Origin of the sequence: Methylobacterium persicinum (assembly GCF_022179525.1) — a bacterium.
In the GTDB taxonomy this organism is placed as follows: Bacteria; Pseudomonadota; Alphaproteobacteria; order Rhizobiales; family Beijerinckiaceae; genus Methylobacterium; species Methylobacterium persicinum.
Genome location: NZ_BPQX01000007.1, coordinates 55,574 through 77,796 on the forward strand (window position 1 = coordinate 55,574; position 22,223 = coordinate 77,796).

The window sequence follows — 22,223 nt, forward strand, 5'->3', positions numbered from 1 at the left end:
CATGACGCGCGCGACCCTGGCCGCCACCCCGTCCCCGAGCTGGACGCCCGATCAGCCGATCGTCCGACTCGCCGACGTGCACAAGTCCTTTGGGACGTTCGAGGTGCTGAAGGGCGTCAGCTTCGACGTCCGCAAGGGCGAGGTCGTCTGCATCATCGGCCCCTCAGGCTCGGGCAAGTCGACGCTGATCCGCTGCGTCAACGCCTTGGTGCCGGTGAGCGCGGGCTCGATCCAGGTCGAGGGGATCGAGGTGACGGATCCGCGGCTCGACAAGCTGGCGCTGCGCCGCAAGGTCGGCATGGTGTTCCAGCAGTACAACCTGTTCCCCCACAAAACCGCGCTGCAGAACGTGATGATGGCCCCCATCCACGTTCTTGGGCAGGAGAAGCGCGAGGTCGAGGCCCGGGCGCGGGCGCTGCTCGCCAAGGTCCGGTTGGCCGGCAAGGAGAACGCCTATCCCGGAGAGTTGTCCGGTGGCCAGCAGCAGCGCGTGGCCATCGCCCGCTCCCTGGCGATGCGGCCGGACGTGATGCTGTTCGACGAAGTGACTGCCGCCCTCGACCCGGAGACAGTCAAGGAGGTGCTGGTGACGATCCGGGAGCTCGCTGAGGAGGGCATGACCTGCATGCTCGTCACGCACGAGATGAGCTTTGCCCGAGACGTCGCCGACCACATCTATTTCACCGACCGCGGCGTGATCGTCGAGCACGGGCCGCCCGCGACCTTTTTCGCCTCCGCCCGGGACGAGCGCACGCGCCGGTTCCTGTCGCAGGTCCTATGACCCTCCTTTCGCAAAGAACTCAATTCAAAATCTTGAACCTGAATGTCCGCTCTGAAGGAGAGTTCGTGTCTTACTGAATGACCGGAATGGGCGCTTTGCAGAATGTCCGCTCCGGACAAAGGAAATACCGAAGCGGACACGATCCATAGTTCTTCAAGTAGTGTTTTTGAGTTTGCGGCTTGGCTCTGGGCGGGGTTCGACAGAACGAGGCGACCGTCCGGTCACGATGATGCAATCCTTGCGTAAAGCATGCCGGGGTGATCCGCTGGATGTCGTACGTCGCGCGCCCCGAGGTCGAGCTGCTCGCGCTTTCGGCGGGTCTTCCGTGAGCGCTTTGCCCAACAGCGACCAGTCGTACGCTTTCAAACTCCAAGTGACTTCAGGTATGGAGGCGATAGCAGTTTGCAGCTTCTCGGGCTTGAGCGTCTTTTTGTAATGGCGTGAATTGACCGTGGTACCCTCGTGACCCATCATCGACTCGCGGATCGGATCAAGAACAAGAGCCAAGATCATTTCCATGTTGCCCAAGTGTCGGAAGGAATGAAACGTCTTTCCTTCTTCCCGTGCCGACGACACGGCTTGGTCCAAGACGACGCTCCAGCGCTTGTCGAACAAGTTCGAAAGTGGTGTGTTTTCACCAAGCCGTTCGATTTCCGAAAAGATCAGATCCGTTCGTTTTCCTGATTGTCTCTGCACAAAATCGAGGAAGCCGAGCCGAATAAGTTCGGGATGGATCGGCAAGGTTCGCTGCGACGCCGCATTCTTGAGACGGCGCCTACGTGTTGGCCTAATCTTGAGCGTGCCCCGTGTTACGTCGACGTCGCCGATTTCAAGATAGGTCAACTCCGACAAGCGTGCGCAGGTGTAGTAGCCGAGAAGGGGCAGCCAATAAACAGCTGCGAAGATCTGCTGTTGGCTTGCAATCTGCCGCATGTCTACCTCGGACGCTGTCGACGTCCAGACGGGATGCGCGAATAGCCGCTCGACGTCCTCTACCTCGAAGGCGGGTCGCTTGTCGCCATCCCGTTGGGGGTCGATCAGGCGAAAGTCGCGTAAGAGCTCCACTTCTCCGATCGGACGCTGATTGGCGCGGCAGTATTTCAAAATGGTCGAAAGCTGTGTGATATGCCGGTTGACCGTCGCAGGACTGAGCCCAACTTTCTCAGCCTCTCCAGCAGCACGCAGCCTCTTCCCACGTTCGAGAAGATCCGCGATCGAGAGTTCCGCATCCCGTTGGCTTTTGCCGTAAGACTTCGGCAAGTTCGAGAGATTCTGAACATAGGCGACGCAATGCGCGTGTTTGATCTCCCCCAGAACGTCAGTTCCCGCGATGGCGGTGAGCATCTTGGAGACGGCCCGATGCTGACGCCGGGTCTTCTCGTCCCACGTCTTACCTTTGTGGCCGATGAGCTGTTCGACGATTTCCGTCAGAGAGTTTGTATTTTCGTCAGAGGTCGTCTCAGTTTGATCGTCTTTACAATTTAAGCCTTCTTGTTCGAAAACCTCGGTGCCGATGGTGGCGTTCTCAACCGGTTTCTCACTTTCATTCACTGCCTCAGTGTCAAGCGTTTCTGAGGCATGCTCAGGCGCTCCGCTGTGCCTTTGTTGAGGAGGCGTCGGTGCGGCGGAGGTCTGGTGTCGCCTGCCGGGCACAGGATCTTGTTCGGGCGTCGGAGAGGATGCAGGCTCGGTTTGGCGAGCGTTAGATCTCTCATCATCGTCCATCGCCTGCTGCGACGGGGCAGGGACTTCGACTTCGAAGTCGCCCCATTCGAAGCTGTCGGCGCCGTCGAAGTCCGACTTGGCCCAGCCCAATGTGTCGCGGGGTACTTCGCCATTTGCACGCATGGCTGAGAGATTGGCCCAGGCCTCCCGTGGATCTGCCCGCGCCTCGGCATAAGTCGAGGCGAATTCGCGTGAAACATGGCCGGAAAGCGCCGCGAGTCCACGCAGGCAGCGATTGAGGCCGGCCTCCGTCAAAGGCTCGTTCATGCTGGTCAGCATCGTCTGAAGATAAGCGCGCGGTGGCGTAAGCCGACCGGTTTCGTCCGGGCGACCGAGATCGCGCAGGTAACCGCTCTCGATGCGCCGTCGGATGGCTCCGCGCTCCGTCGGGCTGAAGCCTTCCCGCTTCAGGCGGTTATCGAGTTCGCTGTCGTAGCCTGTGTCGAAGCCTTCCTCGGCTGCGAGTGCCTGCAGGCGTCCAAAGATCCGGTACTCTTGTTCCCGTTTCTCCATAAGCGAGGACCAGTCGCCGATGAGAGGCGCGCGCGGTGGATTGAGGTCGCGCTGCAAGCGCGCGATCCGCGCGCTTCGCTCCCGATCGACGAAGGCGCGTAGGTGATCGCGGATTTGAGTCGCTGTTTGCATGGCGGGGTCATCCCGGACGCGGAGGCTTTCCGCGTTGAGCCCCCAGCCGAGTGTGCGCGCACCTGCTGGGTCGGTGGTGCCTAGGCTCAGAGCGACCGTGGTGGACGTCCCCCTAACAGGGGCACCGGACGGTCGTGTCCGCTCATCGCAACGGAATCGCCTTCGCCACCAGTATACCGCCCCTCGGCGATAGACGTTAGAACAAATCGTCAACGGCCTGCCCCTGTGGACAAGCGCGTGCAACAGCTCTGCGTACAATCGGCATGGCCGCCGAAGCGGCCGAGAGCCGAATGCAATCAGATCAATGACTTAACGGAGGCTTGGCTGGGGCGCCAGGATTCGAACCTGGGAATGGCGGTACCAAAAACCGCTGCCTTACCACTTGGCGACGCCCCAAGGGCAGCGATCTCCTAGACGGAGGGCTTCGCTCTGGCAAGTCTCCTGTGTCCAAACCAGCCACGCCGCGGAGGAGGTCGAATCGTCTTGCCGCCGGCAGGACTGACCGGCTCGCGGATATAGTTCACGGCGGGACCGGTTGCCCATCCCAGGCGAAGACGCCTCCGCTCTCGCCTGGGGTGAGACCGTCGAGGACCGCCAGCAGATGCGCCGCCGCGGTCTCCGGATCGACCGTGTCCGGACTGTCCGTGCCGGGCCGGAACGGATGCGACAGGGCCGTCCGCACGGTGCCCGGGTGAAGTCCGGCGACGATCGCGTCGGGATGCGTGCGGCCGAGTTCGATCGCCAGCGTTCGCAGGACCTGGTTGAGGGCGGCCTTCGACGCCCGGTAGCCGTACCAGCCACCAAGCCGGTTGTCGCCGATGGAGCCGACCCGCGCCGAAAGCGCCGCAAAGATGCTGCGGCCCCTCCGCGGCAACAGGGGAACGAAGTGCTTGGCCACGAGCGCCGGACCGATCGCGTTGATGGCGAAAAGCTCGGCCATCGCCGCCGGATCGAGGCTCTTGAGGGCCTTCTCCGGGGCGATGCCGGGGCCGTGCAGCAGCCCCGTTGCCACGAGCACGAGGCTTACCGGCCCGGCCTCCGCCACCCGCTCCGCCGCCGCGCGGACGGATTCCTCGTCGGTCACGTCGATTCGGCCACCGAGGGCCTGCCCCGGGACCTCGGTCGCCGCTCGCGACAGGGCGAAGAGCCGGTCATAGGCACCGGCTGCGGAGAGCCTCCCCACCAGCGCTTGGCCGATGCCGCCCGAAGCGCCGACGATCACCGCGGATGTCATGCCGCGGTACCCGCTGCCGCAGCACGGTCCCCCGCATGGGGGGCCGTGTGGGGACCGCAGCCAGGGCGCGATGGCGCCGTTAATCTTTCATCAACCATCGCCGACCCAGTCTCCTCGCCGAGGAGCTGAAGCATGGCCAGACGCCGCAACTTCGACGCGTTGAGCGAAGCACAGATCGTTGCGGGTCGCATGACCTCGCGGCGTGTCGGCGGACTTGCTTCCTTCCGGCCGGTCGCCGCGCAGCCAGTGGCAGACCTCCTCGATGCAATCGCGCATGTCGCCGAGGCCGCTACGGGGGAACGAAGCTTCCTCCATCTCCCGACCGTGACCGGGGGCACGCCGACGGCCAAGGAATCGGACCGTACCGTCTGACCGGCCCGCCCGCGACCCGGGTAGCGTTCGCAGCCAGCCGTCACTTCGGCGACCGCAGCCGATCGGTCCGGGACGGGCCCCCATTGCGCTGCCAGCTTCGCCAGGGCTCGAGATTCGCCAGCGCCATCCGCCGCAGCCCGAGCCGGGCCAGCACGAGGGTGATGGCGATGAACGGTGACGCGACGACGGCTGCGGAGGCGAGGGGCGCACCGCTCAAGGCTGCGATGATCTTCACCAGCGCATCGAGGCCGAGGAAGAAGGTCGCGATGGCGAGGATCGGAATCGTCCCGACGATCCCCGCGAGACGCAGCCACGCCCGCAGGTTGGCATCGGTCTCCATCCGCGCCAGCTGAAGGACTTGGCTGACATGCCCCGCACCGTCGCGCAGGGCCGCCGAGAGAAGGTGCTGGAGCGGAGCGTCGCGTCGCATCGGAGACTTCCCGGCAGCCGGGATCGGCCGCGCCGTGCCCGGCGCGGATCCGCCGGGCACCGCGCCAACGGGATCTGCCCCGGTCGGTTCCGCAGCTGCCCGCCCCAGCAGGGGCCGCAAGGGCGCGATCGTGTCAGGTTCGCTTGCTGACGACGTGTTTGATGAGGAGCAGCCCCAACGTGAGGCAGGTCAGGCTCCATAGGATGACGTAGAGATAGTCGACTTTCAGCCCTGCGGAAGGATAATAGGCCGCCCTCATCCACTCCGCCAGTTGAAGCGCCGGATTATATTTCATCCAGTAATAGATTTTATCGGGCAGAAAGCTCGGCATGAACATGACGCCACTGGCGACATACATTAGAATGTTGAAGAGAGCATATCCCACGAGCCATCCCGGGAAGAAGCCGACGATGGCGACGTTGACGACACCGACACCGATCCCGAGGGAGATGGCGGCAAGATAAGCCGTCACCGCGAGGAAGCTGTCGACCGGCTGGGGATTGGTTCCGACGGCCGCCAAGAGCGAGATGACGACGATGAGGCCCAGGAACCCCGTGACCATCTCCACGAGCGCGCGGGCCAGGATCAGGTCGAACAGCTTGACCTGCGGGTAATAGGTCAGCGGCTTATTGATGATCGTCGCCTTCATGACCTCCCGTGAGATGTACTGAAAGATCAGCACGGGAACGGCGCCTGTGGCGAAGAAGAGCGGCGCGCTGTTTCCCACCGGGGCAGGGATGTGCTGCAAGGTGTAAATGGCGATGAGCATGAAGATGTGGACGCAGGGCCACAGCACGACCACGCCGTAACCCCACAGCGTGCCCCCGAAACGGGTGCGCATGTCGCGTAGCATCAGCGCATGGAGGACGTGCAGGTAGGATTCGAGCGCGCTGAGCCTGTCTCCCTCGCGCACGCTCGTCGTCACGCCGGTCGCCATCGTTCTTCCGGTCCCGCCCTGGGCCGCCGGCCGAACGCGGCCAGCCTGGGTCGGACATGCCGGGGGAAAGCGACGAAACTACGTCGCGCGCCTCAGGACTGCCGGCCAACAGCGACGAGGGGAGGGGGTCACAGCAGGCCGCCGGACCCGGTGCGCTCGAACCTGAGCCGCTGCTCCTCGTAACGCCCCGCCACGGAACGGTTCAGGGCCCGCCCGATCCGGTTCGCGAGATGCGGTGCCGAGGCGAGCCCGCGGACGACGGTTCTGGCGAGGAAACTCACGACTCTCTCCGGCGGGCGGGCTCCGGCGCCCGCGATGGTGCAATGCAACATCATGCCCGCGATTGGCCTTCGTCGGGAGGGTCCGGCCGCCATATCCACCTTGCGCTGGATGCATCGATGGCCACTGGCCGTCATGCGGCGCAGCAACGAGCCTTGGCCGTCCCCTTGGCCGAAACCCCGTCATTGCGCCTTGTCGTGCTCGGACAGACCGATCGCCCGGTAATCGTAGGTGGGGTAGAATTCCGTCCGGTAGGCCCCCCATGCGGTGTCCTCCAGCACCCGGTTGACCTCCCGCAGGCGGGACGCCGGCAGGCGCAGGACGATGACCTGTCCGATCCCCATCGTGACCGTCCACGACACGACCTCCATGCCGGCGGGCGGAAAGGCCTTGTAGAAGCCCTGGCGGGCCAATTGCTGGTTCAAGTCCGCGAGCGGCCGCGACTGGTCGTGGCGGAGGAAGATCGTCAGCAGGATGGCATCCGTGGCCGCCGCCGCCGCCGATCCGGCCGTGGGGGATGGCACGCCCTGTGCCGCCGCCGGGCCGATCGCGAGGCCCGTGGCCAGGATGGCGAAGGCGGTCGGGAAGAGGCGGCTCATGGGAATCTCCGGACGTCCAGGGCGCGATGCCCGTCCGGTGCAACGCATGGCCCCCGGATGGGATGCCGGCACCCGCCTGGCCGCCGAGTTGCGGGTCGCGTTAGGTGCAAACGCCTTACTTGCGATGTATGCGCGGAAACATGCCATGACTTGGCCAGGACTTCCATTTTTTTCAGACTGATGCCGCAAAATTTTTTAGTTATTTGCCCTTAACTGCTTTGCGAGGGTTTGGAAGTGGAGCGAAATATGTTCGGGCGCGTGAAATTCAATGAATCACAATCTCTGATCGACGCGCTCGATCGCTCGCTAGGCATCATAGAGTTCGCCATGGATGGGACGATCCTCCGGGCGAACGCCAATTTCCTCGCGGTGGTCGGGTACGACGCGGGCGAGGTCCAGGGGAAGCACCACAGCATCTTCATCGAGGAGGCCGCCGCGCGGAGCAGCGACTACAAAAAATTCTGGACGACGCTTCAGTCGGGCGAATTCGTCGCCGGAGAGTTCATGCGCCTTGCCAAGGGGCATCGGCGGGTATGGCTCGAGGCGACCTACAACCCGATTTTCGGTCCCGACCGCAAGCTGATCAAGGTCGTGAAGTTCGCCTCGGACATCACGGCCAAGAAGAACGAGGTCAGCCGTCTGCTGACCATGATCGACGACATGCCCGTCGCGGTGATGACCGCCGACCCGAACGACGATTTCAAGATCAACTACCTCAACGGAACCTCGACGCGGACTCTCGGAGCGATCGAGCAACATCTTCCGGTGAAGGTCGCCGACATGGTCGGCAAATCCTTCGACGTGTTCCACAAGAACCCGAAGCACCAGCGCACCATGTTGGCGGATGCAAGCCGTCTGCCGCACAGGACGCGGATCAAGGTCGGTCCGGAAACCCTCGACCTTCAGGTCTCGGCGATCAAGGATCCGGAGGGAAAGTATCTCGGGCCGATGCTCACCTGGGCGGTGGTCACGGCGCAGGTCGCCATGGCGAGCGAGGTGACGCGGGTGGTCGATGCGCTGGGCTCGGCCATTTCCGAGATGCGGCAATCGGCGGAAGGGCTCAACCATTCCGCCGATGAGGCGAGCGGGCTCGCCGCCAACGTGGCGGCCGGATCGGAAGAGATGTCGAGCACCATCAGGGAGATCTCCGGCCAGGTCGGCCGGGTCTCCGAGCGGGCGAACCAGATCGCCGACCAAGCCGGCACGACCGACCAGACCGTCCGGGCCTTGGCCGAAAAGACCGGCAAGGTCGATTCGGTCGTCGCGATGATCAAGTCGATTGCCGATCAGACCAACCTGCTGGCCCTGAACGCCACTATCGAGGCGGCCCGGGCCGGAGAGGCGGGGCGGGGCTTCGCGGTGGTGGCGGCCGAGGTGAAGGAGCTGGCCGGCCAGACCGCCCGGGCCACCGACGAGATCACCCAGCAGATCCATGCCATCCAGAGCGCCACGGGCGAGGCGGTCTCGGCGATCGGGACGATCACCGCCGCCGTGGAGGAGCTGTCGCGACTCACCCTTGCCATCGCGGGGGCGGTCGAGCAGCAGGCAGCCTCCACCCAGGAGATGACGACGAACATCACCGGTGTGTCCACCGCCGCCGGGGCGACCGGGCGGCTGGCTGAGACGGTGCGCGAGATCTCCGAGCGCCTCGCCGAGCAGTCGACGGGGCTCGGCGCCAGCATGCAGACCTTCCTGAAGGCCTCCTGACGGGGCCGGTCTCAGGCTCTCAGGCGAAGGGGAGCTCGGCCTCCGCGACATACGGGCCGCCGCCGGTCGAGTCGCGGGCCGAGAACACGGTCACCCGGTCCGCGGTGAAGCTCAGGAGCTTGAAGACCGGGGCCGCGGACAGGGCCATCGCCACGGCCTCGGGGGTCGCCTCCCGGCGCAGCCGGGCGAGGGTGACGTGCGGGGTGAACCGGCGCGTCTCCGGGGCGAGGCCGGCCCGGCGGGCGAGGCGTTCCTGCTCGGCCTGGAGGTCGAGGAGGTCGGGGGAGGGGTGGACGGCGGCATAGAGCGCCCGCGGCTTCCCCCCGCCGAAGGCCCCGAGCCCATCGAGGGTCACGGTGAGCGGCCCCCGCACCCGCATCTCGGCCATGAGGTCGAGGAAATCCTCCGCCACAATCCGCTCGACGTCGCCGAGGAAGCGCAGGGTGACGTGGTAGTCCGAGGGCTCGATCCAGCGGGCACCCGCCAGCCCGCCCCGGTACGCGGCGAGGGCGGCCCCCACCTCCGGCGGGACGGCGAGGGCGGTGAACAGCCGCGGCATCAGCGGGTCGCCGGAGCCGGCAGGCCGTCGAGGAACCGTTCGACGGTGGGCAGGATCCGCGCGGCGATGGTCTCGACGCCCTTCACGTTGGGGTGCAGCCCGTCGTCAAGGTGCTGGCCGGCATCGCCGATGATCCCGTCGAGGAAGAACGGGTAGAGCATGACCCCGTCCTGCTTGGCGAGGTCGGGATAGATCGAATCGAAGGCCTGCCGGTAGGCCGGGCCGAGATTGGGGGCCGCTTGCATGCCCGCGAGCAGTACCGGGATGTGCCGCGCCTTCAGCCGGTCAAGCATCGCCGCGATGTTGCGGCGGGCGATCGCCGGGTCGGTGCCGCGCAGCATGTCGTTGGCGCCGAGTTCGATGATCACCCCGTCTGTCCCGTCCGGCACGGACCAGTCCAGTCGGTCGAGGCCCCCGGTGGTGGTGTCGCCGGAGACGCCGGCATTGGCGATCTCCACGTCCCGTCCCTGGGCCTTCAGCATCCGCTGCAGCACCGCCGGGAAGGCGGCGTCGGCGGGCAGGCGGTAGCCCGCCGTCAGGCTGTCCCCGAAGGCCACGAGCTTGGTCGGACGGGGGGCGGCGAGTGCGGCCGGGGCGGCGAAGAGCAGGCTCATCAGCAGGGCCATCAGCGTGGAAAGTGCGAAACGACGTCGCCTGTCATGGCGCAGCCGCAATGCATCGCCCATATCGCGCCGCAACCCAATCCGGCGCGGAGCCGTGCGTCTGATGCTCGTCATCGCCCACAGATCGGACAGGCCATGAGCGACGGCAAGGTCTCCCCCGCATCCGCGATCGCCCTGGAAGGGATCGACCTCAGTCTGGGGCGCGGCCCGGCCCGCGTCCATGTGCTGCGGGGGATCTCCCTGTCCGTGGGCCGGGGCGAGGCGGTGGGCCTCGTCGGGCCCTCGGGCTCGGGCAAGTCGACGCTGCTGATGGTCATGGCTGGCCTGGAGCGGCCGGATTCCGGGCGGGTCGTCGTCGAGGACACCGATCTCGTCGGGCTCGACGAGGATGCGCTCGCCCGCTTCCGCGGCCGCCGGATCGGGATCGTGTTCCAGTCCTTCCACCTCGTGCCGACCATGACGGCCCTGGAGAACGTGGCGCTGCCCCTCGAACTCGCCGACCGGCCCGGCGCCCACGAGCGTGCCCGGGCCGAACTGGAGGCGGTCGGCCTCGGGCACCGGCTGCACCACTACCCGGCCCAGCTCTCCGGCGGCGAGCAGCAGCGGGTCGCCATCGCTCGGGCGGTGGCCCCGGACCCGGCGATCCTCGTGGCCGACGAGCCCACCGGCAACCTCGACGAGGCGACTGGCCGGCAGATCGTCGACCTCCTGTTCCGCCTAAAGCGGGATCGGGGCGCGACCCTCGTCCTCGTGACCCACGACAACAGCCTCGCCCGCCTCTGCGACCGGACGGTTCGGCTGCGCTCCGGCGTGGTCGAGGAGGCGGTGGCGGCGTGATCGTCCAGCCCTTTCCCCTCTGTGGGGATCGTCGCGACAGCGCTCCCTCCCTCGTCCTCATCCTGAGGTGCCCGCGCCAGCGGGCCTCGGAGGAGGGCTCCGGAAGACTCCGCGATCCCTGGAGCCCTCCTTCGAGGCGGCTGCCGCCGCACCTCGGGGTGAGGGGAGGGGGTGGGAACGGCGGTCGGAGACCGCTTGCCGCAACGATCCTTCCTGCGGGGGAGGGACATGCGCGCATTTGAGAACGGGTAGAGATGCACGGCACCCTTCCCCCCACCGCCAGCGCCCCCCGCCGCAGACCCCTGGTCCTGCGCCTCGCCCTGCGCGAGTTGCGCGGCGGCCTCTCGGGCTTCGGCGTGTTCCTCGCCTGCATCGCGCTCGGCGTCGCGGCCATCGCCGGCATCGCCTCGGTGTCGCGCTCCCTGTCCGACGGGCTCGGGCGCGAGGGGCGGCGGATCATCGGCGGCGACCTGTCCTACAGCCTCATCAACCGGGAGGCGACGGACGAGGAGAAGGCCGTGCTCGCCCGCGAAGGCCGGCTCGACACCGTCGCCTCCCTGCGGGCCATGGCCGTGGCGCCCGGCGGTGACGCGACCCTCGTGGAACTCAAGGCCGTCGATCCCGGGACCTATCCGGCCGCGGGCGAACTCGTCACCGAACCCGCGGGGCCGCTCGCGGATCTCCTCGGCGCCCGGGACGGCGTCTTCGGAGCCCTCGCCGATCCGGCGCTCCTCACCCGCCTGGACCTGAAGCCCGGCGACCGCATCACCCTGGCGGGCCATCCGCTCGTCCTGCGCGGGACGATCCGGTCCGAACCCGACAAGATCGCCGGGGGCATCGGCTTCGGCCCGCGCCTGATGGTGTCGCAGGCGGCCCTGCGCGAGACCGGCCTCGTCCAGCCGGGCAGCCTCAGCCGCTGGAGCTACCGGGTGCAGCTCCCGCCCGGCGCTTCCCTCGACGCAAGCGAGGCGCGGGTGCTCCGGGCCGCCCCCGAGGCGGGGTGGCAGATCCGCAGCCGGGCGAATGCCGACCCGCGCTTCGCCCAGAGCATCGAGCGCTTCACCCAGTTCCTGACGCTGGTCGGCCTCACCGCCCTCATCGTCGGCGGAGTGGGCGTGGCGAACGCCGTCCACGCCTTCGTGGAGCGCAAGCGCGGCTCGATCGCTACCCTGAAGAGCATCGGCGCGCCGGGCTCGACGGTGGTCGCCCTGTACCTGACGCAGGTGATGCTGATCGCCGGCCTCGGCACCCTCATCGGCCTCGCCGTCGGGGCGAGCCTGCCCTTCCTCGTCGAGGCGCTGTTCTCCGACAGCCTGCCCCTGCCCTTGAACCCGACGATCGCGCCGGGCGAGCTGGCCCTGGCGGCGGCCTACGGCCTCACCACCGCCTTCGCCTTCGCGATCACGCCGCTGGGCCGCGCCCACGACGTGCCCGTCTCCGGCCTGTTCCGCGACACCGTGGACCGGTCGAAGGTGGCGCCCCGGCGGCGCTACCGGATCTGGCTCGGGCTGGCGCTCGCGCTCCTGGTCGGCCTGTCGGTGGCCACGGCCTTCGACCGGCGGGTGGCGTTGATCTTCATCGCGGCGGCGGGGATCGCCTTCGCGCTTCTCCACCTCGTCGCCCTCGGGCTGATGGCCGGCGCCCGCCGCCTGCCGCACCCGAAGGGGGCCGCGCCCCGGATGGCGCTCGCCAACCTCCACCGGCCCGGCGCGCTGACGCCGACCATCGTGCTCTCCCTCGGCCTCGGGGTGACGCTCCTCGTGGCGCTGAGCCTGATCGACGCCAACGTCAGCCGGACGATCAGCGCGACCCTTCCGGCCAAGGCACCCAACCTGTTCTTCCTCGACATTCCCTCCCACGATTCGGTCCGGTTCCGGGACTACCTCCGGGCGGAGGCCCCCGCGGCCAGGATCGAGGACGTGCCGATGATGCGGGGCCGGATCGTCGCTCTGAACGGCGTCGCGGTGGGCAAGATCCGCCCGCCCGAGGATGCCGCCTGGGTCCTCGACGGCGACCGGGGCGTCACCTACGCCGACTCGGTGCCCGAGGGCACGAGGGTCGAGGAAGGCCGCTGGTGGGATGCGGGGGAGGGGGCGGGCCACCTCGTCTCCTTCGAGGGAGACCTCGCCCGCCTGCTCGGCCTGAAGATCGGCGACACCGTCACCGTGAACGTCCTGGGGCGGGACGTGACCGCGACGATCTTCAACCTGCGCAAGGTCGAGTGGCGCAACCTCGGCATCAACTTCGTGATGGTGTTCTCGCCCGGGACCTTCCGGGGCGCGCCGCACTCGGACCTCGCCACCCTCAGCCTGCCCGGCGGCACCGATGCCGACGCGGAGAACCGCATCCTCCGGGGTGTCGCCAAGGAGTTCCCCTCCGTCACCTCGGTGCGGGTGAAGGATGCCCTCGACGCCGTGGGCGACCTCGTCGGACGCCTCGTCCTGGCGATCCGCGGGGCGAGCGGAGTGGCGATCCTGGCGAGCCTGCTGGTGCTGGGCGGCGCGGTAGCAGCGGGCCACCGGGCGAGGCTCTACGATGCGGTGGTGCTGAAGGTGCTTGGCGCGAGCCGGGCCCGGCTCCTCTCCGCCTACGCCCTCGAATACGCCGCTTTGGGCCTCGCCACCGCGCTGTTCGGGCTGGCGGCGGGCAGCCTCGCGGGCTGGGTGATCGTGGCCAAGGTCATGCACCTCGACTTCCGCCTCGACCTTACCGGCGCCCTGCTGGCGGCGGGGGCGGCTGTGCTGCTGGCGGTTCTCCTCGGCCTCGCCGGCACGGCCCGAATCCTCGGCCAGAAGCCCGCGCCATACCTGCGCGAGTTATAAGGAAAGCATCAATCCTTCGAGCAGTCGAAGCCTCGTCCTTCGGATGACAAGAGGGGTTTTAATCCCGGATTTCATGAACAAATTTACATGCCCGGGTGGCCGAAAAGCGCTTGCGGAACCTCGGCCGGCCCTTGTGCGCGGAGGCGTCCCGCAACATATTCTCGACCGAGGCGCCATCCGGCGCCAGAGGTCCTGCGTGGGCCTCGCCTGAAACACCACGCTGAGAGAGCCTCCGCAAGGACACTCCCATGGCCTTCGAGAATAGCCCCTTCCGGTACGGCCAGCAGCAGCAGCCGACCGGCTACGCCGGGACCCAGGTCGAGGTCGACCAGGGCCTGCGCGCCTTCATGCTCGGCGTCTACAACAACATGATCGTGGGGCTCGGGATTTCCGGCCTCGTGGCGCTGGGTCTCAACATGGCGTCGGTCGCGGCCTATCAGGGCACGCGGCCGGTGCTGACGCCCTTCGGCGTCGCGCTCTACACCAGCCCCCTCAAGTGGCTGTTGATGCTCGCGCCGCTGGCCTTCATCTTCATCTTCTCGTTCCGCATGGACCGGATGTCGGCTTCCTCGGCGCGGTCGATGTTCTTCGCCTTCGCGGCGGTGATGGGCGCATCGATGTCCACCCTCCTCCTCGTCTTCACGGGGGCGAGCGTGGTGCAGGTGTTCTTCATCACGGCGGCGGCCTTCGGCGGCCTGAGCCTGTGGGGTTACACCACCAAGCGCAGCCTGTCGGGCATGGGCTCGTTCCTGATGATGGGCCTCATCGGCATCATCATCGCCTCGCTGGTGAACATCTTCCTCGCTTCGTCGGCGATGCAGTTCGCGATCTCGGTGCTCGGCGTGCTGATCTTCGCGGGCCTGACCGCCTACGACACCCAGAAGCTCAAGGAGATGTATCTCTACTCCGGGGTCGACGGTGAGATGGCGGCCAAGATGTCGGTGAACGGCGCCCTGACACTCTATCTCGACTTCATCAACATGTTCCAGTTCCTGCTCTCCCTGGTTGGTGACCGCCGCTAACCGAAGGCAACGACCCGGAACACGAAGGCCCCGGCGGGACACCGCCGGGGCCTTTTTCATGGTCCGGCCATCGCCTTGCGACGGGGGGCCATGACCGCAAGCCCGGTGACATCGGATGAGCGCCATGCGATCCCACCGCGTCTTCGTTCATCGAGCGACATCATGAGCGCGTTCACCGGTCTGTCCGCCTTCCCGATCACCCCCTGCGATGCGCAGGGCCGGCTCGATGCGGACGGGCTGAGGCGGCTCCTCGCGCCCCTCGTCGAAGCCGGCGTCGATTCCATCGGACTGCTCGGCAGCACCGGCACCTATGCCTACCTGACCCGCGAGGAGCGACGCCGGGCCGTCTCCGTCGCGGCGGAGGCGGTCGCCGGGCGGGTGCCCCTCCTCGTGGGAGTGGGCGCCCTGCGTACCGACGAGGCCGTGCGCCTCGCCCAGGACGCGAAGGCGGCCGGTGCGGCGGCGGGGTTGCTCGCCCCGATGTCGTACACCCCCCTGACGGAGGTCGAGGTCTTCGCCCACTTCGCCACCGTGGCGGAGGAGGGCGGGTTGCCCCTGGTGATCTACGACAACCCGGCCACCACCCATTTCCGCTTCACCCCCGCCCTGCTTGGGCGGATCGCCCGCCTGCCGGGGGTCGCCGCCGCCAAGTGCCCCGGGCCGGCTGCCGAAGCCGCGGCGGAGACGGTGGCGGAGTTGCGCGCCGCCCTGCCGGCGGAGGCCGCCCTCGGCTTCAGCGGCGACTGGAACGCCACCGAAGCCATGATCGCCGGAGGTGTCGCGTGGTACTCCGTCGCCGCGGGCCTGTTCCCGAGGCCCTGCCTGGAGATCGTCCGCGCGGTCCAGGCGGGCGATGCCGAGACGGCAAGGCGCCTCGACGGGGCGATGGCGCCCCTCTGGGGCCTGTTCAAGGCCCATTCGAGCCTGCGGATCGTCTACGGGCTCGCCCAATCCCTCGGGCTGGCCGGGGTGGAGCCCCCGCGGCCGATCCTGCCCTTGCCGGAGCCGGTGCGGGCGCAGGCGCTGGCGACGGTGCGGGCCATGGGGCTCGTCTGAGGGGCAGTCACACGGCGCGGGGGCCGGGCTCCAGGACCGCGAGGACCCGGGCGAGGTCGGTGCCGCGCTTCAGCACCTGCCCGCTCGCGGCGATCACCGCGTAGGCGCCCTGCCGCCGGGCCAGCTTCGGGTCCTTCTCGATGCGGTAGAGCGGCATCTCGGAGGCGCGGCGATAGATCGAGAACACCGCCTTGTCCCGGCGAAAATCGAGGGCGTAATCACGCCATTCGCCACCGGCCACCTGCCGGCCGTAGAGGTTGAAGATCACCCGCAGCTCATCCCTCTGAAAGGCGACCTGCGGGGGCTCGGCCCGGGACGGGAAGGGAATGACACGTCCTGCCGCTTCGTCGGGCCGAGACCCGGCGCCTGTCCATTCGCTCATCATCGCTCCTGGCGCGCTTCGTTAGCCGGGATGATGGTCCGCGGTGAGGCGGCCTGCAAGGGGCGCGGCCGCGCCACCATCCGGACCCCCGATGACGGGCGCGTGATGAATGAGACACATCCAAGCGACAAAATTCTTGCTTTCGCCCCATTCGCGCCTTTTCCGAGCCGTGTTGCGGAACGACAACAGACATCGAACCTCGCCGGGTCTTGCCCGGCCGGCGGCCGAACCCGTGCTCCCCAGCCTCGGCCACCGTCCGACCCTGCCAGAGCCGGCACTCCGAGGTTTCGAGACCCAAGAGACTTAAAGGCCGCCCCGACCGGGCGGCCTTTTTTTGCTTTTGCGGTGAGGGGGCCAGACCGGCTATGCCCGGCCGTGACCATCGACCCGCCTGACTTCGATGCAGCCTTCGCGGCACGGCTCGACACGCTGTTCGCGTGGCGCCGGGACGTGCGCCGGTTCCGCCCCGACCCCCTGGACGAGGCGACCCTGCGGGCCTGCCTCGCCGCCGCCCACCGGGCGCCCTCCGTCGGCAACAGCCGCCCGTGGCGATTCGTGCGGGTGTCGGATCCCGCCCGGCGGGAGGCGGTCATCGCCAGTTTCGGCCAATGCAACGCCCTGGCGGCGGCGGGCTACGAGGGCGAGCGGGCCGCCCGCTACCGGGCCTTGAAGCTGGCGGGACTGAAGGAAGCGCCGGTCCACCTTGCCGCCTTCTGCGATGGGGAGACCGGGACCGGCCTCGGCCTCGGCCGGGGCACGATGCCGGAGACCCTGGCCTATTCGGTGGTGGGCGCCGTGCAGTGCCTGTGGCTCGCCGCCCGCGCCAGGGGCATCGGCGTCGGCTGGGTCTCGATCCTCGACCCCTGCGCGGTCACGGAGGTTCTCGCGGTGCCGCCCGCCTGGCGGCTCGTGGCCTATCTCTGCCTCGGCCGTCCGCAGGAGGAACACCCGGACCCGGAACTCGAACGCCACGGCTGGCAGGCGGAGGACCCGCGGGGGGCCGAACTCTACGAGCGGTGAGTGTCGCACCCGTGATCGGTTCGCGGCGCTCGCCGTGACGACGGTAGGCGGGGGAGTGTCGTGAACGGGTCGTTTACAATATCGGCGCGCGGGATTTACCGACTTCCTTCACCCTCATCTTGGGTTTCAGTGGTCTTCCGGTCGTCAACCATAGCTATCGGTGGAACGGCGAGACCCAACATGGATTGATGCGGCGCATACGCTCACGCTTGCGGAGTCGCCGAAATGTCTCGTCGCGTATCGATTGTTGTCGGGTTGGCTGCCACCCTCGTCGCGGGCGCGGCGATGGCCAGGGAGGTGGTGCCGTTCAGCGAAGGTGCCGCCGGATCGGTGGTGATCAGCGTGTCCCAGCGCAAGCTCTACCTCGTCAACGGCGACGGGACGGCGATCCGCTACCCCGTGGCGGTGGGCAAGCCGGGCAAGCAATGGTTCGGCACCGCGACCATCGACGGCAAGTACGTGGCGCCGGCTTGGTCGCCCCCGTGGGAGGTGAAGCGCGACAACCCGCGCCTGCCCGACGTCATCGCCGGGGGCTCGCCCCACAACCCGATGGGCGCCGCCGCCATGACCCTGGCCGGGGGCCAGTACGCGATCCACGGCACCAACCGCCCCAGCTCCATCGGCACCTGGGCGTCCTATGGCTGCATCCGGATGTACAATCAGGACGTGGTCGATCTCTACCAGCGGGTGGATGTCGGCACGCCGGTCTACATGACGCACTGATGCCGCGTCCGACCGGATCAGGCCGTGTCGGGAGATTGTAATTGTGGGTCTTTCCCTCTCTCCCTCCTCCTTCGAGGCCCTCGCCTCGCGACGGCATCTCAGGATGGAGGGCGCTAGCGGAAATGAGGGCCGGTGGATCGACACTGGCGAAACCCGGTCGGGCACCATTCCCGACCGGACCTATGGCGCTGGGCCGGACCGTGGCTCCGATCCTGCCGCGGCGGCCTTACTTCGCCGGGGGCGAGGTCGCCTCGACGGCGGTGAAGGTCTCGAGGATGCGGTAGGTGTGCTCGGCATTCGCCGGGACGAGGTAGGAATCGCCCGGCTCGAGGGTCACCGTCTCGCCGGCCACGACGAGTTCCGCCCGGCCGCTTACCACGTAGCCCACCGTCTCGTGCGCGGAGCGGGTCGCCGGCTTGTCGGAATTCGGCTCCTCGTTGCGCCACATCCGCATGCCGATCCGCTCGCCGACGGCGAGGCCGATCTCCCCGTGCGGACCTTCAGCCGCTTGCTTCGCAGAAACCTTCGTCGCCATTGCCAACCTCCGTGAATGGCGGGGCAACGGGGGCGGCGGGCGTCCGTTCCGCCCGTCAGAAATCAACGGCCAGCCCCTTCACCTCCCAGTCCTCGTACCGAACGGGCTCGAGGCCGCCCCGGCCCTGGCGCTCCGGCTTGGCCTGGATCGCAGCGGCGCGGGCATCGATGGCAGCGCGGCGTTCGGCCGCCTCGGCCAGCGCACGCTCGGCCGCGGGGCTGAGGGGGCGCTGCGGCGCCTCGGCGGGGACGGAATCGTCGCTGCGGTCTTGCATCGCGCTCGCTCGGGTGTGAGGTCGTGTCCTGATCGACAGGGGTTCGGACACAAACGTGGCATCTCGGGGCAAGGTCCGCAACGCGGCGGATACGGACATGGCGGAGGCGCCGGGCGCCGACGTGGCGGGCCTCGGCGCCCGGCGGGCGGCGCTGCACGCGGTGGCCGAGATCATCGGCCAGGAGCGGCCCCCCGCCCTCGACGAGGCGCTGGCGACCGCCCTGCGCGCGGAGGGGCTGCAATCCGGCGATGCGGCGCTGGCCCGGGCCATCGCGGTGGCGACCTTCCGCCGCCTCGGCCAGATCCGCAGGACGCTCGCCGAGCGGCTGGACAAGGGCCTGCCGGTGAACAAGCCGCGCCTCCTCGCCCTCCTCGCCACGGGGTGCGCCCAGATCCTCGACCTCGCCGTCCCGGACCACGCGGCCGTCGATCTCGCGGTGCGCCTCGCCAAGGCCGACCACCGCACGGCCGGCTTCGCGGGCATGGTGAACGCCGTGCTCCGGCGGGTCGCCCGGGAGCGGGAGGCGATCCTCGCCGGGGCGGACCCCCTGGCCGACAACACCCCGGAATGGCTCGCCCGCCGCTGGGTGGCCGCCTACGGGCCGGAGCGGGCGGCCGCCATCGCCCGGGCGCACCTCACCGGCGCCCCCATCGACCTGACCCTCCGGCGGGAGGACGAGGCCGAGACCTGGGCCGAACGCCTCGGCGCCACGCGCCTGCCCACCGGCTCCCTGCGGATGCCCCCGGACGGGGCGGCGATCCCCGATCTGCCGGGCTTCGGCGAGGCGGCGTGGTGGGTGCAGGACGCCGCCGCGGCGATCCCCGCCCGGTTGCTCCGGGCCGCCCATGGCGAGCGGGTCCTCGACCTCTGCGCCGCGCCCGGCGGTAAGACGATGCAGCTCGCCAGCGGCGGTGCCCTGGTCACGGCCCTCGACCGCTCGGCGCCGCGCCTCGAGCGCCTGCGGGAGAACCTGTCGCGGCTCGGCCTCACCGCCGAGATCGCGGTGGCCGACGCCACGGCCTACGCCGCCGAGCCGTTCGACGCGGTGCTCCTCGATGCGCCCTGCTCGGCCACCGGCACCATCCGCCGCCATCCGGACGTGGCCTGGACCAAGACCGAGGCCGACATCGCCCGCCTCGCCGGCCTCCAGGCCCGGCTCCTTGACCGGGCAGCCGGGCTGGTGCGGCCGGGGGGGCGGCTCGTCTACTGCACCTGCTCCCTGGAGCCGCAGGAGGGGGAGGGACAAGTCTCCGCCTTCCTCGCCCGGAACCCTGCCTTCGCGCGGGTGCCGGCGACCCCAGACGAGGTCGGCGGCCAGGCCGAGCTGATCGACGGCAACGGCGACCTGCGCACCCTACCGTCCCACGGCCTCGACGGCTTCTTCGCGAGCCGGCTGGCGCGGACGGCGTAGACTATGGAAAGCGCGCCCTCATCCTGAGGTGCCCGCCCTGGCGGGCCACGAAGGAGGGCTCAGGGGATCGCGCGCCTTCCGCATTCCCTCGGAGGGCGAAACGGTCTAAACGGCCGGCCTCGCGACAACCCCCAAACACCCGCTTACCTGCCCCGTTCGCAGGAGTGAGCCAGGAGACAGACCATGCCCGTCCTGACCTTCCCCGATGGCAACAGCCGGGAGGTCGCCGCCGGCACCACCGGCCGCAGCGTGGTCGAGGGAATTGCCAAGTCGCTCGCCAAACGCACCGTGGCCATGGCGCTGGATGGGACCGTCTGCGATCTCGACGACCCTATCGCCCAGGACGCCCGGATCGAGTTCCTCGACCGGACCGATCCCCGCGCCCTGGAGCTGATCCGGCACGATTGCGCCCACGTGCTCGCCGAGGCGGTACAGTCCCTCTGGCCGGAGACGCAGGTCACCATCGGCCCGGTGATCGAGAACGGCTTCTATTACGATTTCCACCGGGAAGCCCCGTTCACGCCGGAGGATTTCCCGGCGATCGAAGCGAAGATGCGCGAGATCATCGCCCGCGACGCCCCCTTCACCAAGGAGGTCTGGACCCGGGACGACGTCCGCAACCTGTTCGCGGAGAAGAAGGAGGGCTTCAAGGTCGAATTGGTCGACGCCATCCCGCCGGGGGAGGACCTGAAGATCTACCGCCAGGGCGAGTGGTTCGATCTCTGCCGCGGCCCGCACATGACCTCGACGGGGAAGGTGGGCACCGCCTTCAAGCTGATGAAGGTCGCGGGCGCCTACTGGCGGGGCGATTCGAACAACCCGATGCTGACCCGCATCTACGGCACCGCCTGGGCCACCAAGGAAGACCTCGACGCCTACATCCACCGCCTGGAGGAGGCCGAGCGCCGGGACCACCGCCGGCTTGGCCGGGAGATGGACCTGTTCCACTTCCAAGAGGAGGGGCCGGGTGTCGTCTTCTGGCACGCCAAGGGCTGGACGATCTTCCAGAAGCTGATCGCCTACATGCGCCGCCGCCTGCGGGGCGACTACGCGGAGGTGAACGCCCCGCAGATCCTCGACAAGGCGTTGTGGGAGACCTCAGGCCACTGGGGCTGGTACCGCGAAAACATGTTCGCCGCGCAATCGGCCGGCGAGGAGGCCGAGGACAAGCGCTGGTTCGCCCTTAAGCCGATGAACTGCCCCGGCCACGTGCAGATCTTCAAGCATGGGTTGAAGAGTTACCGCGATCTTCCCCTGAGGATGGCAGAATTCGGTGTGGTGCACCGCTACGAGCCGTCCGGCGCCATGCATGGGCTGATGCGGGTGCGCGGCTTCACCCAAGACGACGCGCACATCTTCTGCACCGAGGATCAGCTCGCCGACGAGTGCCTGAAGATCAACGACCTGATCCTCTCGACCTATGCCGATTTCGGCTTCGGCGAGATCGTCGTGAAGCTCTCGACCCGGCCGGAGAAGCGCGTCGGCTCGGATGCCCTGTGGGACCATGCCGAGAGCGTGATGACGCGGGTGCTGGCGCAGATCGAGGAGCAGTCGGGCGGGCGGATCAAGACCGCCGTGAACCCGGGGGAGGGCGCCTTCTACGGGCCGAAATTCGAGTACGTGCTGCGGGACGCCATCGGCCGCGACTGGCAGTGCGGGACGACGCAGGTGGACTTCAACCTGCCCGAGCGGTTCGGCGCGTTCTATGTCGATGCCGACGGGCAGAAGAAGCCGCCGGTCATGGTCCACCGGGCGATCTGCGGCTCGATGGAGCGGTTCACCGGCATCCTGATCGAGCATTTCGCCGGGCATTTCCCCCTGTGGCTCGCTCCTGTGCAGGTGGTGGTCGCCACCATCACCGGCGAGGCCGACGCCTACGCCGCCAAGGTGGTGCGGGCGCTGGAGCGGGCGGGCCTGCGGGTCGAGGCGGATCTGCGCAACGAAAAAATCAACTACAAGGTCCGAGAGCATTCCCTGGCCAAGGTGCCGGTGCTGCTGGCGCTGGGCAAGCGCGAGGCGGAGGAGGGGACGGTCTCGATCCGGCGGCTCGGTAGCCAGCAGACCCGCACCCTGCCCCTTGAGGAGGCGGTGGCGAGCTTCGTGGACGAGGCGACCACCCCCGACCGCCGCCGGGCCGACGCGGTCGCCGAGACCGTCCCGACCAGCGATACGGTGCTCGACTCGCACCATGGGGAGAGCGCCGTTCCGTAGGGACGGGCCTCTCCCCTCATCCTGAGGTGCGGCGAAGCC

22 protein-coding genes and 1 tRNA gene are annotated in these 22,223 nt (G+C 68.3%); 11 read left to right on the forward strand and 12 right to left on the reverse strand.

Going from position 1 to position 22,223, the window contains the following annotated elements:
- The first annotated feature begins 1 nt into the window (after position 1).
- Positions 2-781, forward strand: coding sequence for an amino acid ABC transporter ATP-binding protein (locus tag MFF22_RS01315; RefSeq protein ID WP_283206146.1), 780 nt, complete (start codon positions 2-4; stop codon positions 779-781).
- Between the two features lie 153 nt (positions 782-934).
- Here MFF22_RS01315 and MFF22_RS01320 read toward each other — a convergent pair whose 3' ends face one another.
- The 3 genes from MFF22_RS01320 to MFF22_RS01330 all read right to left on the reverse strand — a co-directional run bounded on the left by MFF22_RS01320 (position 935) and on the right by MFF22_RS01330 (position 4,385).
- Positions 935-3,151, reverse strand: coding sequence for a tyrosine-type recombinase/integrase (locus tag MFF22_RS01320; RefSeq protein WP_238247316.1), 2,217 nt, complete (start codon positions 3,149-3,151; stop codon positions 935-937).
- Between the two features lie 321 nt (positions 3,152-3,472).
- Positions 3,473-3,547 (reverse strand) — tRNA-Gln (locus tag MFF22_RS01325).
- A gap of 124 nt (positions 3,548-3,671) precedes the next feature.
- The gene (locus tag MFF22_RS01330) at positions 3,672-4,385 is read right to left on the reverse strand and encodes an SDR family NAD(P)-dependent oxidoreductase (RefSeq protein WP_238247317.1); all 714 of its coding nucleotides are present in this window, start codon (positions 4,383-4,385) and stop codon (positions 3,672-3,674) included.
- 132 nt (positions 4,386-4,517) lie between these two features.
- Between MFF22_RS01330 and MFF22_RS01335 the strand changes: the two genes are divergently transcribed.
- Complete coding sequence (locus tag MFF22_RS01335) at positions 4,518-4,757, forward strand: hypothetical protein (RefSeq protein ID WP_238247318.1); 240 nt, start codon at positions 4,518-4,520, stop codon at positions 4,755-4,757.
- A 40-nt stretch (positions 4,758-4,797) separates the two neighbouring features.
- On the opposite strand, the gene MFF22_RS01340 is transcribed toward MFF22_RS01335, so the two are convergent.
- From MFF22_RS01340 to MFF22_RS01355, 4 genes are all read right to left on the reverse strand, one after another.
- The gene (locus MFF22_RS01340; RefSeq protein ID WP_238247319.1) at positions 4,798-5,187 is read right to left on the reverse strand and encodes a phage holin family protein; all 390 of its coding nucleotides are present in this window, start codon (positions 5,185-5,187) and stop codon (positions 4,798-4,800) included.
- 133 nt (positions 5,188-5,320) lie between these two features.
- Positions 5,321-6,124 (reverse strand): ABC transporter permease, encoded by an 804-nt coding sequence (locus tag MFF22_RS01345; RefSeq protein WP_238247320.1) that lies wholly within the window; start codon positions 6,122-6,124, stop codon positions 5,321-5,323.
- A gap of 128 nt (positions 6,125-6,252) precedes the next feature.
- Complete coding sequence (locus tag MFF22_RS01350; protein ID WP_238247321.1) at positions 6,253-6,405, reverse strand: hypothetical protein; 153 nt, start codon at positions 6,403-6,405, stop codon at positions 6,253-6,255.
- A gap of 180 nt (positions 6,406-6,585) precedes the next feature.
- Positions 6,586-7,002 (reverse strand): hypothetical protein, encoded by a 417-nt coding sequence (locus tag MFF22_RS01355; RefSeq protein WP_238247322.1) that lies wholly within the window; start codon positions 7,000-7,002, stop codon positions 6,586-6,588.
- A 246-nt stretch (positions 7,003-7,248) separates the two neighbouring features.
- Here MFF22_RS01355 and MFF22_RS01360 point away from each other — a divergent pair, with 246 nt between their 5' ends.
- Positions 7,249-8,709, forward strand: coding sequence for a methyl-accepting chemotaxis protein (locus tag MFF22_RS01360; RefSeq protein WP_238247323.1), 1,461 nt, complete (start codon positions 7,249-7,251; stop codon positions 8,707-8,709).
- 19 nt (positions 8,710-8,728) lie between these two features.
- On the opposite strand, the gene thpR is transcribed toward MFF22_RS01360, so the two are convergent.
- Together thpR and MFF22_RS01370 are read right to left on the reverse strand one after the other, a co-directional pair.
- Entirely contained in the window at positions 8,729-9,268 is a 540-nt protein-coding gene (gene thpR / locus MFF22_RS01365) for an RNA 2',3'-cyclic phosphodiesterase (RefSeq protein WP_238247324.1), read from the reverse strand.
- Positions 9,268-9,882 (reverse strand): arylesterase, encoded by a 615-nt coding sequence (locus MFF22_RS01370; RefSeq protein ID WP_238247325.1) that lies wholly within the window; start codon positions 9,880-9,882, stop codon positions 9,268-9,270. The genes thpR and MFF22_RS01370 overlap by 1 nt, the downstream gene beginning before the upstream one ends.
- A 144-nt stretch (positions 9,883-10,026) precedes the next feature.
- Between MFF22_RS01370 and MFF22_RS01375 the strand changes: the two genes are divergently transcribed.
- The 4 genes from MFF22_RS01375 (at position 10,027) to MFF22_RS01390 (ending at position 15,628) form a co-directional block, all read left to right on the forward strand.
- Complete coding sequence (locus MFF22_RS01375; RefSeq protein WP_238247326.1) at positions 10,027-10,728, forward strand: ABC transporter ATP-binding protein; 702 nt, start codon at positions 10,027-10,029, stop codon at positions 10,726-10,728.
- Positions 10,729-10,982: 254 nt separating this feature from the next.
- A complete protein-coding gene (locus MFF22_RS01380; protein ID WP_238247327.1) occupies positions 10,983-13,550 on the forward strand; it encodes an ABC transporter permease in 2,568 nt (855 codons plus the stop codon).
- Between the two features lie 248 nt (positions 13,551-13,798).
- Positions 13,799-14,572: a Bax inhibitor-1/YccA family protein gene (locus tag MFF22_RS01385; protein ID WP_238247328.1), complete on the forward strand. Its 774-nt coding sequence runs from the start codon at positions 13,799-13,801 to the stop codon at positions 14,570-14,572.
- Between the two features lie 162 nt (positions 14,573-14,734).
- Positions 14,735-15,628, forward strand: coding sequence for a dihydrodipicolinate synthase family protein (locus MFF22_RS01390; protein ID WP_238247329.1), 894 nt, complete (start codon positions 14,735-14,737; stop codon positions 15,626-15,628).
- 7 nt (positions 15,629-15,635) lie between these two features.
- On the opposite strand, the gene MFF22_RS01395 is transcribed toward MFF22_RS01390, so the two are convergent.
- On the reverse strand, positions 15,636-16,010 hold the full coding sequence (locus MFF22_RS01395; protein ID WP_238247330.1) for a DUF2794 domain-containing protein: 375 nt from the start codon (positions 16,008-16,010) through the stop codon (positions 15,636-15,638).
- A gap of 381 nt (positions 16,011-16,391) precedes the next feature.
- Between MFF22_RS01395 and bluB the strand changes: the two genes are divergently transcribed.
- Entirely contained in the window at positions 16,392-17,030 is a 639-nt protein-coding gene (gene bluB / locus MFF22_RS01400) for a 5,6-dimethylbenzimidazole synthase (RefSeq protein WP_238247388.1), read from the forward strand.
- 225 nt (positions 17,031-17,255) lie between these two features.
- Positions 17,256-17,753, forward strand: a complete 498-nt coding sequence (locus tag MFF22_RS01405; RefSeq protein ID WP_238247331.1) for a L,D-transpeptidase — start codon at positions 17,256-17,258, stop codon at positions 17,751-17,753.
- 226 nt (positions 17,754-17,979) lie between these two features.
- Here MFF22_RS01405 and MFF22_RS01410 read toward each other — a convergent pair whose 3' ends face one another.
- Positions 17,980-18,288, reverse strand: coding sequence for a cupin domain-containing protein (locus MFF22_RS01410; RefSeq protein WP_238247332.1), 309 nt, complete (start codon positions 18,286-18,288; stop codon positions 17,980-17,982).
- A 55-nt stretch (positions 18,289-18,343) separates the two neighbouring features.
- A complete protein-coding gene (locus MFF22_RS01415; protein ID WP_238247333.1) occupies positions 18,344-18,562 on the reverse strand; it encodes a DUF1674 domain-containing protein in 219 nt (72 codons plus the stop codon).
- Positions 18,563-18,659: 97 nt separating this feature from the next.
- On the opposite strand from MFF22_RS01415, the gene MFF22_RS01420 reads away from it, so the two are divergent.
- A complete protein-coding gene (locus MFF22_RS01420) occupies positions 18,660-19,973 on the forward strand; it encodes an RsmB/NOP family class I SAM-dependent RNA methyltransferase (protein ID WP_238247389.1) in 1,314 nt (437 codons plus the stop codon).
- Positions 19,974-20,156: 183 nt separating this feature from the next.
- Positions 20,157-22,184 carry a threonine--tRNA ligase gene (gene thrS, locus MFF22_RS01425; protein ID WP_238247334.1) on the forward strand — a complete coding sequence of 676 codons (2,028 nt, stop codon included), beginning with the start codon at positions 20,157-20,159 and terminating at the stop codon, positions 22,182-22,184.
- Positions 22,185-22,223 lie beyond the last annotated feature (39 nt).

What these genes read in the sequence shown, in the direction of transcription:
- MFF22_RS01315 (WP_283206146.1), top strand. Translation starts at nt 2, where the DNA reads ATGACGCGCGCGACCCTGGCCGCCACCCCGTCCCCGAGCTGGACGCCC.
- MFF22_RS01320 (WP_238247316.1), bottom strand. Translation starts at nt 3,151, where the DNA reads ATGCAAACAGCGACTCAAATCCGCGATCACCTACGCGCCTTCGTCGAT.
- MFF22_RS01330 (WP_238247317.1), bottom strand. Translation starts at nt 4,385, where the DNA reads ATGACATCCGCGGTGATCGTCGGCGCTTCGGGCGGCATCGGCCAAGCG.
- MFF22_RS01335 (WP_238247318.1), top strand. Translation starts at nt 4,518, where the DNA reads ATGGCCAGACGCCGCAACTTCGACGCGTTGAGCGAAGCACAGATCGTT.
- MFF22_RS01340 (WP_238247319.1), bottom strand. Translation starts at nt 5,187, where the DNA reads ATGCGACGCGACGCTCCGCTCCAGCACCTTCTCTCGGCGGCCCTGCGC.
- MFF22_RS01345 (WP_238247320.1), bottom strand. Translation starts at nt 6,124, where the DNA reads ATGGCGACCGGCGTGACGACGAGCGTGCGCGAGGGAGACAGGCTCAGC.
- MFF22_RS01355 (WP_238247322.1), bottom strand. Translation starts at nt 7,002, where the DNA reads ATGAGCCGCCTCTTCCCGACCGCCTTCGCCATCCTGGCCACGGGCCTC.
- MFF22_RS01360 (WP_238247323.1), top strand. Translation starts at nt 7,249, where the DNA reads ATGTTCGGGCGCGTGAAATTCAATGAATCACAATCTCTGATCGACGCG.
- thpR (WP_238247324.1), bottom strand. Translation starts at nt 9,268, where the DNA reads ATGCCGCGGCTGTTCACCGCCCTCGCCGTCCCGCCGGAGGTGGGGGCC.
- MFF22_RS01370 (WP_238247325.1), bottom strand. Translation starts at nt 9,882, where the DNA reads ATGAGCCTGCTCTTCGCCGCCCCGGCCGCACTCGCCGCCCCCCGTCCG.
- MFF22_RS01375 (WP_238247326.1), top strand. Translation starts at nt 10,027, where the DNA reads ATGAGCGACGGCAAGGTCTCCCCCGCATCCGCGATCGCCCTGGAAGGG.
- MFF22_RS01380 (WP_238247327.1), top strand. Translation starts at nt 10,983, where the DNA reads ATGCACGGCACCCTTCCCCCCACCGCCAGCGCCCCCCGCCGCAGACCC.
- MFF22_RS01385 (WP_238247328.1), top strand. Translation starts at nt 13,799, where the DNA reads ATGGCCTTCGAGAATAGCCCCTTCCGGTACGGCCAGCAGCAGCAGCCG.
- MFF22_RS01390 (WP_238247329.1), top strand. Translation starts at nt 14,735, where the DNA reads ATGAGCGCGTTCACCGGTCTGTCCGCCTTCCCGATCACCCCCTGCGAT.
- MFF22_RS01395 (WP_238247330.1), bottom strand. Translation starts at nt 16,010, where the DNA reads ATGAGCGAATGGACAGGCGCCGGGTCTCGGCCCGACGAAGCGGCAGGA.
- MFF22_RS01405 (WP_238247331.1), top strand. Translation starts at nt 17,256, where the DNA reads ATGTCTCGTCGCGTATCGATTGTTGTCGGGTTGGCTGCCACCCTCGTC.
- MFF22_RS01410 (WP_238247332.1), bottom strand. Translation starts at nt 18,288, where the DNA reads ATGGCGACGAAGGTTTCTGCGAAGCAAGCGGCTGAAGGTCCGCACGGG.
- MFF22_RS01415 (WP_238247333.1), bottom strand. Translation starts at nt 18,562, where the DNA reads ATGCAAGACCGCAGCGACGATTCCGTCCCCGCCGAGGCGCCGCAGCGC.
- MFF22_RS01420 (WP_238247389.1), top strand. Translation starts at nt 18,660, where the DNA reads ATGGCGGAGGCGCCGGGCGCCGACGTGGCGGGCCTCGGCGCCCGGCGG.
- thrS (WP_238247334.1), top strand. Translation starts at nt 20,157, where the DNA reads ATGCCCGTCCTGACCTTCCCCGATGGCAACAGCCGGGAGGTCGCCGCC.